8 protein-coding genes and 1 pseudogene are annotated in these 9,775 nt (G+C 43.5%); 7 read left to right on the forward strand and 2 right to left on the reverse strand.

Annotation, left to right across the window (positions count from 1 at the left end; translation table 11 throughout):
* The 3 genes from B4033_RS00005 to B4033_RS00015 all read left to right on the forward strand — a co-directional run.
* A partial coding sequence (locus B4033_RS00005; RefSeq protein ID WP_286830952.1) for a BamA/TamA family outer membrane protein occupies positions 1-294 on the forward strand: 294 nt, incomplete at its 5' end.
* A gap of 38 nt (positions 295-332) precedes the next feature.
* The gene (locus B4033_RS00010; RefSeq protein ID WP_286830954.1) at positions 333-4,850 is read left to right on the forward strand and encodes a translocation/assembly module TamB domain-containing protein; all 4,518 of its coding nucleotides are present in this window, start codon (positions 333-335) and stop codon (positions 4,848-4,850) included.
* A 158-nt stretch (positions 4,851-5,008) separates the two neighbouring features.
* Complete coding sequence (locus B4033_RS00015; protein WP_004892982.1) at positions 5,009-5,158, forward strand: hypothetical protein; 150 nt, start codon at positions 5,009-5,011, stop codon at positions 5,156-5,158.
* Positions 5,159-5,282: 124 nt separating this feature from the next.
* Here B4033_RS00015 and xseB read toward each other — a convergent pair whose 3' ends face one another.
* Both xseB and xseA read right to left on the reverse strand, forming a co-directional pair.
* A complete protein-coding gene (gene xseB, locus B4033_RS00020) occupies positions 5,283-5,480 on the reverse strand; it encodes an exodeoxyribonuclease VII small subunit (RefSeq protein ID WP_004892985.1) in 198 nt (65 codons plus the stop codon).
* Entirely contained in the window at positions 5,473-6,732 is a 1,260-nt protein-coding gene (gene xseA, locus B4033_RS00025) for an exodeoxyribonuclease VII large subunit (protein ID WP_286830957.1), read from the reverse strand. The genes xseB and xseA overlap by 8 nt, the downstream gene beginning before the upstream one ends.
* Positions 6,733-6,959: 227 nt before the next feature.
* On the opposite strand from xseA, the gene B4033_RS00030 reads away from it, so the two are divergent.
* From B4033_RS00030 to B4033_RS00045, 4 genes and pseudogenes are all read left to right on the forward strand, one after another.
* Positions 6,960-7,388 carry an I78 family peptidase inhibitor gene (locus B4033_RS00030; RefSeq protein WP_286830958.1) on the forward strand — a complete coding sequence of 143 codons (429 nt, stop codon included), beginning with the start codon at positions 6,960-6,962 and terminating at the stop codon, positions 7,386-7,388.
* A 112-nt stretch (positions 7,389-7,500) separates the two neighbouring features.
* Positions 7,501-7,860: a hypothetical protein gene (locus B4033_RS00035; protein WP_004892990.1), complete on the forward strand. Its 360-nt coding sequence runs from the start codon at positions 7,501-7,503 to the stop codon at positions 7,858-7,860.
* Positions 7,861-8,063: 203 nt separating this feature from the next.
* Entirely contained in the window at positions 8,064-8,333 is a 270-nt protein-coding gene (locus tag B4033_RS00040) for a hypothetical protein (RefSeq protein ID WP_005222398.1), read from the forward strand.
* 294 nt (positions 8,334-8,627) lie between these two features.
* Positions 8,628-9,775, forward strand: a pseudogene (locus B4033_RS00045) (aconitate hydratase B); the annotation flags it as partial.

Genomic DNA, 9,775 nt, shown 5'->3' on the forward strand with positions numbered 1-9,775 from the left:
TTTGACTATAAGAGTCTGTCACCAGAAATCGATGGCTTTAAAGTAGGTGGACAGGCCTTGGCCATTGGTTCGTTGGAATATAATTATCAATTCAGGGAAGGCTGGCGTGCGGCAGTATTTGCAGATGCCGGAAATGCTTATGACAAGGACTTTAGTAATCCGACTGAATATGGGGTAGGTCTCGGCGTGCGTTGGGCATCGCCAATTGGTCCGATTCGTATTGATGTGGCCTCAGGCATTTCGGATGATAACCATCCAATCCGCGTGCACTTCTTTATTGGCTCACAGCTATAAAACAAACTGATTAAAAATTTTAGATATTTGGGAAGAACATGGTCGAGAACCAGCAACCACAAGAAGCAGAGCCGGAAAATACGCCTTTACCTAAAAAGCGCCGTATTTTAAGAAGCATCTTACTGTCGGTGCTATTTTCTATTCTGTTTTTACTCGCGGCACTGGCGATCATGTTCTCGACGGATCGTGGCAGCAAGTTTTTACTGGATCAGGTATTGCAACGTCAGCAGATTATTCATTATGAATATGAAGGCGGTAATCTGTGGCGCGGCATTATTGTGCGCAATGTGCTGGTGACGCTCAAATCGGTTGATGTCAAAATTGACCGTGCCGATGTCATTTTAGGCTGGCGGGCAATTCTTAAACGGGAAATTCATTTAAATAATGCAGATATGCGCAATCTGCAGGTCATTAGCAAGAATCCGCCAAGTGATAAGCCGTTTTCTTATAATGATATTCGTTTGCCATTTGTATTGCGGGTCGATCATCTGGATCTGGATCACCTGCTGATTAAAACACATAGCTCTTCAGTTGATTTTTATGATGTGGTGATTAATGAGGGACTCTGGTCGGGAACCAAGCTGACCTTCGAAAATTCACGCATGAATATGGGCTATCTGTATGTTTATGATGCCACGGGTGATATGGACTTTCATGGTAAATATCCACTGAATGCGACCGGCGTACTGAATATTCCATCATTAAATAATAGCCTGAATATTCGTGATATTCGTATAGCAGCCCGAGGTACCTTAGAGACTATTGAAGCCGGTGTTGCCACCTATACGCCAGACTTGCTGACTGGCTGGGCCGTGATTCATCCGATGAGTTCACATGTGCCGATGTTTGGTAAACTTAAATTTGAGCAGTATCACTGGCCAATATTAGAAGATCAGAAACTATTCTCCAAAGATGGTATGGCGGAATTTAATGGCGATATCAAAAAACTGAATATTAATCTTAATACAGACCTGAGCGGCAAGGATATTCCGGAAGGCCAGTACAATGCCATGATGCATACAGATCTGGTCAATCAGTTGAATATTACTGACTTTAATGGACAATTAATGAAAGGTTCAGTCAGTCTGGCAGGTATGGTCGGCTGGCATGATCAGGTGACTTGGGATGTGTCTGGCCGTGTGAATCGTCTTAACCCTAAAGATAAAGTGATTCCGCAGGTCGTGCAGGACTTTCTGCCACCAAGTCTGGATGGAAATATTGCTTCTAAAGGGACATTGGAAAAAGGTTTACACCTGACAGCGCTGGTTGATTTCGATCGTTATGAAACCTGGAACATCAAGCTGGATCAGAACGAAGCGAAAAATAAAAAAGCCCAGCCGATGCTGATGAATGTGGCATGGAAGAATATCGACCGTGCAGTTCCTTATGTCGGCTGGTTAAAGAGCGAATCCGGAGATGTAAATCTGGCGCTAACTGAAGGTCAGCAGGACATCTTTGTGGCAACGCAGGTGGCTGCCCATGAGCAGGGTATGCTACCAACGGGTATGTATCAGGCGAAACTGAATCTGAAGAATAACATTCTCAAAGTGCCAAGCTTTAGTTATGCTGCGCAAAGTGGTGGCCTCACCGGTAACGCCGTAGTAGAACTGCCGGATAAAAAACGCCAGTTAAAATGGAGCGCTGTGCTAAATGCCAAAAATCTGAATACGCAGGCACTGGCAGCGGCATCACCAGTCGATCGCCTCAATGGTCGCGTTACAGCGAGTGGTTATGCCAAGCCAAATCAGCAGATTATCAACTTAAAAGCGATCGATCTGACAGGACGCCTTGCTGGTCAAAATGAAACAGTGCGACTGACCGGTAGCAGTACGGCAGCATTGTTATTCCATGATGAAAAACGGGGCGGTGGCTTCAAGGGCTATGCAGTCAATTATGATGGCAATTTAAATGCCAGCCAGTTCGCTGTAAGTAAAGGTCTACTCAAATTCAAGGTATCCGGTACACCTGAATTATTGAAAATCAATGAATTCAGGCATGATGGTATTGCAGGGAAGATCAATGCCAGTGGTCTGGTGAATCTGGCGAATGGTTTTGGCTGGGATATCAATGCTTCACTGGTTCGCTTTAAGCCACAATATTTTGCTTCCAGTGTCAAAGGTGAGCTATCGGGAAATGTGAAAACCCGTGGCGTATGGTCAGATGCGTTGAAACGTATTCAGATTGAACGTCTTAATCTTGCCGGAATACTGAATAACAAGCCGGTACGTGGTACAGGTAATCTGTCGATGATTATTGATAACAAACAGAGCGGATTTGTACCACAGCAGTTTGAAGCCAATAATCTGTTCCTGTCTTATGCCAGTAACCAGATTCAGGCAACCGGTAATGCACAGAATCTTCAACTCAAGGTGAATGCGCCAGCGCTCTATGAATTATATCCGGGACTGCGTGGTCGTGCATATGGTTATATCAATATGCAGGCGCAGCCACGTTTGCGTGCTTCAACCAACCTTGCAGTCGATGATTTTGCCTTTAATAATCTGTTTAGCGTGCAGAAAATCCGGGTACAAGGCCAGTTGCCGACTTCACAAAGCACACCAACCTTGCTCACCGCAACCATGGATAACCTGCGTAGTGGTAATCGTCAGATTACCCGCGGTGAAATATCTCTAGCTGGGACACGTGCAGCGCATATCTTAAAAGTTCAGGCAGAAAACAAACTGTCCAAGTTTTATGTACAGTTGGCCGGTGGTTTTAATGCACAAAACAACTGGCTGGGGCAGATCCAAAATGGTGATTTTGATTCCCTGCGTACGCGTCTGGTACAGCGTCAGAATGCCTCTGTGATCTATAACACAGCACAGTCAGATCTGTTTATCGGTGCGCATTGCTGGATGAGCCAGCAAAGTCAGTTGTGCTTTGACCGGCCAATACGTGTCAACAAGACACGTGGTAGCGTCTCATTCCAGACCCAGAACCTGGATCTGAATGATTTCAGTGCGTTCATGCCTGAAGGGTTGGCAATTACCGGTAAGGTCAATGGCTACGCGCGTGCAACATGGGCGCAAGGTGCGAAACCGAAGATTGATGCCCGACTTGTCACCCGAAATGGTGTGGTGGGGCTAGCCGCTGAAGATCCACAATATCTGGGTCAGACCCTGAAATATGATGAAGTCGGATTGGTCGCGAAAAGTGTGGTAGATGGCTTGCAAATTCGTCTGGATGTGAAGACACCGGATATTGGAACTGGATATGCTAATGTTATTATTGATCCATATCGTGACAGTAAACCGATGCGTGGTGAAGTCGCTTTTAACGAAGTACAGCTGAAAGTATTCAAGCCATTTATTCAGGATGTGCGTACACTGGAAGGCACCTTGTCTTATGCGGGTAAGATCGGCGGTACACTAACCCAGCCATTATTAAACGGTGAGATTCGCGTAAAAGATGGGGCGATCAGTATGATTTCCCTACCAGTGAATCTGACCAATGTGCAACTTTATTCATCTGTACGTCAGGATTCTGCGACAATTAATGGTGCATTTAACAGTGGTCGCGGTGTAGGGCGCTTGACTGGTTCAGTGGACTGGAAAAACGATCCGCGTGTTCAGTTACGTCTCAAAGGTGAAAATCTGCTGATACGCCAGGCACCACTGATTACAGCTGTCGTCACGCCAGATTTAGCTTTGGACCTTTATCCATTTAACAAGAAACTCAGCCTGAATGGTTCAATAGAAGTTCCACGTGCTTTGATTTCCATGCCGGAAGCGTCTAAACCAGTTGTTAATATTTCTTCAGATGTCCGTGTCGTACAGGAAGGTCAGGATCAGCTGGCAATTCTAAGATCAGCACGTCCATGGGATATTCGTGCTGACGTTGCGGTGTCACTGGGTAATCAGGTGATCTTCCAAGGCTTTGATAGCCGTATTCCATTGATTGGACGTGTTAACCTGTCTCAACGTGGTCTGGAAACAGCGATGCGTGCCAATGGTGCGATTGGTGTGTCCCAGCGGGTAAAAATCGAAGCTTATGGTCAAAGTCTGGATCTGAACCGTGCCATTGCCCGTTTTAACGGTCCATTGTCTAATCCGACCTTGGATATTGATGCCAACAAATCTGTACAGGGTAGTGTCGTAGGTGTACGTGTTACCGGTACAGCCTCAAGTCCTGCTATTCAGGTGTATAACGATGCTGGCTTGTCTGAACAGGAAGCATTAAATGCCTTGATTACCGGCCGGATCAATGAAGGTAGTTCAGCATTAAGCCAGTCTGAAAGTTTCAGGTCTGATGTTAACAACACGATTGCTGCTGCGGGGATCAGTTTGGGTCTAGGTGGTACACGGGCATTGACCAATCAGATTGGTCGTACGTTTGGTTTAAGTGGTCTGGCATTGGATGCACAAGGTACAGGCGATGATACCCAGGTATCAGTCACTGGTTATATTACGCCAGACCTGTATATTCGCTATGGTGTGGGTGTCTTTACCCCAGTGAATAAACTGACTTTACGTTATCAGATGAATCAGCGTCTATATCTGGAAGCGAGTCAGTCTCTCGAACGAGCCATCGACTTGTTCTATAATTGGCGTTTCTAAAAGAAAAAAAGCCCTTCAATCGAGGGCTTTTTTTAATTGTGGAGTTGAAGTAACTCTTGTCTTTTTAAAATGATAAAGATGTATAACATTTCTAGCCTTGATGTTGGATACCAATCTGTCATATCTATTGAATAAGCATATTGAGTAAAGGAACACATATGACCAATCTATCAGAGCAATCAGATAAAGATGTTACGCCACATAAAGAATCCAACGATGACAAGGGCAATCAGGCTTCTTATAAGAATGTTAAGCCTGAGAAAAAACCCAATGCAGAGCCTGAAAATCCGCTAAGAGAGCAAAAATAGACTGTTCTCATCTAGAAAAGCCTTCTTTATGAAGGCTTTTCATATTCGGAAAATAGCCTAAGCTCTATTTTAACCTTATTACTTGCTTTAAAAAATAAACATAACAAAAGATTAAACTTAAATTTTATTCCTTAAAAGTGTCATCTAATGCTTGTTGTACCGCATCGACACGTGTTTTACAGGCTTTATAGGCTGCCATGGATTCCTCAACAATCTTCATCAGATTATCAATATCCGGTTCCTGTTGAGCATCCAATAATTCCGCATTCCTTTTTAGAATTTCATAGCCTTCTTTAAAGCTTAAAGTATTGTCATTATTCATGTGGATTTACCTGTGTGATATTGGCTACAAAAGTTCCATCCTGCATTTCGACCTGAATCTCACTTTCAAGTTCATGGACAGAACGCACAGCATGACCTTGTTGACGGACGATGGCATAGCCCTTGGAAAGTACTGTTTTCGGATTCTGGATCAGCGTTTCGCGTAACAAGGCTTCAATCTGTTGTTGTGCAATTCGGGTTTGCTGGCGGGCCAAATTGCCGATATTGGATTTCAATTGGGTAACTTCTTTGAAAGCATCTGAGACTTTGGCATTGGCAATATTTTGAATCAATGTCATCAATTGATCATTCTTGTTTTGATAGGCCTGAATCTGCTGCCGGGAACTACGCTGAATAATTTGCAGATTGGTAATAACATCCTGCACACGCTCCACAATATGATTGCGAATCCCGGCAATGACTTTACTCGGGGTATCATAGGAACGTTGTGCAATTTCATCCAGAATGGTCCTGTCTTTTTCATGACCAATACCAACCCAGATTGGCACACTACGCTTACACAGTAGGGCAGCCAGTTCATAGTCATTCAGGTAAGCCAGATCATTGACCGCACCACCACCGCGGATAATCACGATTAAATCAGGCGCCGTTGTGTAATCTTCTGCCCACTGTTTCAGCCCTTGTGCCAGGCTTTGGCGAATACTGTGCGGTGCAGTATTTCCCTGAAAAGTCGCCGAGTGATAAACAAACTCGCATACCTGTGCATCCGCTAGTGCATCTGCATCCTTTTTAAAGTCACCTAAACCAGCAGCATTTTCAGGAGCAATCACCAGAATCCGGTTTAGGTCGAATGGTGTCGGTAATTGCCGGTTGCGTTCAATCAAACCTTCTGCCGTGAGTCGTTGTACGATTTCCTGATAACGTCGGGCGATATCACCGAGGGTATAACTGGAATCTATTTCAACGATATTCAGGGAAAAGCCATATTGCGGATCAAAACTGGCTTTGACCTTAATCAGAACATTTAAATCACGACTTAACTCAATCCCGGTTTCCCGTTCAAATGGGGTCACAATTTTCTGTGCAGCAAATTTCCAGATGGTGGCACGGCAACTGGCAATCACCTGATCATTGTCTGGATCTTTTTCTGCCAGTTCCAGATAGTAATGACCTGCCTTGATATTCAGGTTGCGTATCTCTGCCTTGACCCATACCGGTGTATCGAAGGTGAGTTTAATCACCTCTTGCACGGTAGAGAGATATTCCTTAAGTGAGAATTGGGGATCTTGCATAGCCGCAGAAAAGTTTAAAATTCAAGCAAATTTTAGCTTAAACCCGCATACCACTCAAACCAGATTACTAAGTATTCTTGTGGCTTAATTGCAGCAGGGCAATATAAAAGCATTATGATTTATTGCTGATAGTAGCTTCAGCATTGATTTACATACATTTAGATAAACTTTATTGGGTATGACTATGTTAAATTAAGTCGGAATGGTCCTTTAGAAGAAGATCGCCAATGAAAAGAATCATGTATCTGGGCATGTTGATCGCCGTATTAACAGGATGTGCAGCACAGCAGCCAGAAGAAACACCGCGTATTGGCACGCCGAATCCTGCCAGTGCATATTGTGTGGATCAAGGTGGGAAGCTTGATATCCATAATGAAGTAGATGGTCAGGTGGCCTATTGCCATCTGCCAGATGGTAAAGTGGTGGAGGAGTGGGCATTGTATCGTAGCAATCAGGACATCTGCCTGTCTGAAGCAGCACATAGTCTGATCGGGCAGTCTGGTCTGAGTGAAGCGCAAATCAAAGCCAAAACCAAAGCTAAGATTGTGCGTATGATACAACCGGGACAAGCAGTGACTATGGATTTCCGTGAAGACCGTGTTACGGTCACCGTAGATCCAAAAACTGGAAAAATTGTTCAGTCTAGCTGCGGTTAAATCATTTTGACAACAAAGCCCTGTAGAGGGCTTTTTTGTTGCAGTCGGACTTGGCAAATTAAATGACAAATGCGCTGTGATCTTTTATATTGCCCTGCGTAAGGAGAAGTTCATGAAAAAGTTATTTGCTTTATCTGTTTTGGTGGCTTTGGCTGGCTGTGCCGAAAAGAAACCACTCACCCCTGAAGAGCAGTGGCAAGGTTATTGTCGTAGTGTGGGCAATGCTGCACGCAGTATCATGTTGGACCGTCAAAATGGCATTGAGAAAGAAAAAGCTGTTGAACATGCCAGCAAGGTTGAAGATGAAACCACCAAAGCCTTCGTCATGACCATTATTGATGACGTCTATAAAATGCCATTGGATGAAATCACCAAAGATGTGAAAGAATCGCGTGAAAAAATCCGTGCCGAATATACTGAAAAATGTATTGCGACACCGCATGACGAATTGCCAGATTATAAACCGTTCTAAGGAACGGTTTTTTATAGCTTTGCCATATTCAAATTATTTTATGCAAGCATGAAGAAGTTATTTATCTGACTGCTGATTTCTTATAAAAATAGCCTAAGCCTTTTGTACAATTTGTGACAAATTCTAAATCTAAAATATAGCAATACTTATCTAAATATCGAATAATGAAAATATCTCCAAAATAATTAGAAAGGAGCAACATTATGAACGTTGTGGGATATTTACATCATGCAGATCTGTTGCTCGAAGATGAACAGGGCATGGCGATCATTGGTGGTGGAAACTACGTGCTGAGCGTTGGTGATAAAGTCAGTTTAAAACGTATTCTTGATCAAAATAAAAAACTCTATCTGGTGCATATTTCCTTTGCCAGTAATAATCATAACGGCACCTACGAAGACCAGTGTGTACTTAAATTTGAAGGCTGTCGTGATGCATTTAACCAATATTTGAGCACAAGCACAGTACACTAAGGTGGAGTATCTTTTTTCTTATAACTCAGGCAACATTCGTGTTGCCTTTTTTATAAGTGAAATTCAGCTAAAAGTGCTCAATTGGAGCTTAATTTATGCAAGAAAACAGATTTTTGATTATCAAATAATCATTATGCACATCATTTATTTACAAAATAATGAGCATCACAAAGAAACACTTTACTTGCATTAACTTTTAACTGGAATTTTAGTAAAATTTGAGAGTCCATATTATTTGTGAAGCTTTATAAACTAGGAATTCACAGATAATTTTTTAAAAAAGAGGAATAAACCGTGCTAGAAGCTTACCGCCAACACGTTGAAGAACGTGCCGCACTCGGAGTCCCACCGAAGCCACTTGACGATGCTCAAACTGCTGCATTAGTTGAATTATTAAAAAATCCACCAGCGGGTGAAGAAGCATACCTAGTTGACTTGCTTGAAAACCGTGTTCCTGCAGGTGTTGACCAAGCTGCATACGTAAAAGCTGCGTTCTTAGCTGCATTGGCAAAAGGCGAAGCGACTTCTCCACTAGTTTCTAAAGAACGTGCGGTTTACTTACTGGGCACTATGCTTGGTGGTTATAACGTTGCTCCTTTAGTTGAACTTCTAGAAGACGCAGAGCTTGGTGGTCTTGCTGCTGAAGCTTTGAAAAAAACGCTTCTTGTATTTGATGCGTTCCATGACGTTGCCGACAAAGCACGTGCAGGCAATGCAAATGCGAAAGCAGTTCTTCAATCTTGGGCTGACGCTGAATGGTTCACAAACCGTAAAGACGTTCCTGAAGAAATCAAACTGACAGTTTTCAAAGTAACTGGCGAAACGAATACTGATGACCTGTCTCCAGCACAAGACGCTTGGAGCCGTCCAGACATTCCATTGCACGCAAATGCAATGTTGAAAAACGTACGTGATGGCATCAACCCAGAAGTTCCTGGTGAAGTTGGTCCATTAAACCAGATCAAAGAACTGATCGCGAAAGGCAACCAGGTTGCTTACGTAGGTGATGTTGTTGGTACAGGTTCTTCTCGTAAGTCTGCTACTAACTCTGTGCTTTGGTTCTTCGGTGACGAAATTCCGCACATTCCGAACAAGAAAGAAGGCGGTTACTGTTTAGGTTCTAAAATTGCTCCGATTTTCTTCAACACGATGGAAGATGCTGGTGCATTACCAGTTGAAATCGACGTAGCAAACATGAACATGGGCGACGAGATCACCCTTAAGATCGATAAAGCTGCTGCTAAAGTAACTGCGTTCAAAGACGGCGCTCAAATCGCTGAAGCTGAACTAAAAACACCAGTACTTCTAGACGAAGTTCGCGCTGGCGGCCGTATCAACCTGATTATTGGTCGTGGTTTGACTACTAAAGCACGTGAAGAATTAGGTCTTCCTGTTTCTACCTTGTTCCGTACGCCTGTACAACCTGCTGCAACTGGCAAAGG

It is taken from the genome of Acinetobacter sp. UBA3132, assembly GCF_002364825.1.
GTDB classification, from domain to species: Bacteria; Pseudomonadota; Gammaproteobacteria; order Pseudomonadales; family Moraxellaceae; genus Acinetobacter; species Acinetobacter schindleri.

Coding starts and splice junctions, on each gene's coding strand:
- xseA (WP_286830957.1), bottom strand. CDS start 6,732: ATGCAAGATCCCCAATTCTCACTTAAGGAATATCTCTCTACCGTGCAA.
- B4033_RS00030 (WP_286830958.1), top strand. CDS start 6,960: ATGAAAAGAATCATGTATCTGGGCATGTTGATCGCCGTATTAACAGGA.
- B4033_RS00035 (WP_004892990.1), top strand. CDS start 7,501: ATGAAAAAGTTATTTGCTTTATCTGTTTTGGTGGCTTTGGCTGGCTGT.
- xseB (WP_004892985.1), bottom strand. CDS start 5,480: ATGAATAATGACAATACTTTAAGCTTTAAAGAAGGCTATGAAATTCTA.
- B4033_RS00010 (WP_286830954.1), top strand. CDS start 333: ATGGTCGAGAACCAGCAACCACAAGAAGCAGAGCCGGAAAATACGCCT.
- B4033_RS00015 (WP_004892982.1), top strand. CDS start 5,009: ATGACCAATCTATCAGAGCAATCAGATAAAGATGTTACGCCACATAAA.
- B4033_RS00040 (WP_005222398.1), top strand. CDS start 8,064: ATGAACGTTGTGGGATATTTACATCATGCAGATCTGTTGCTCGAAGAT.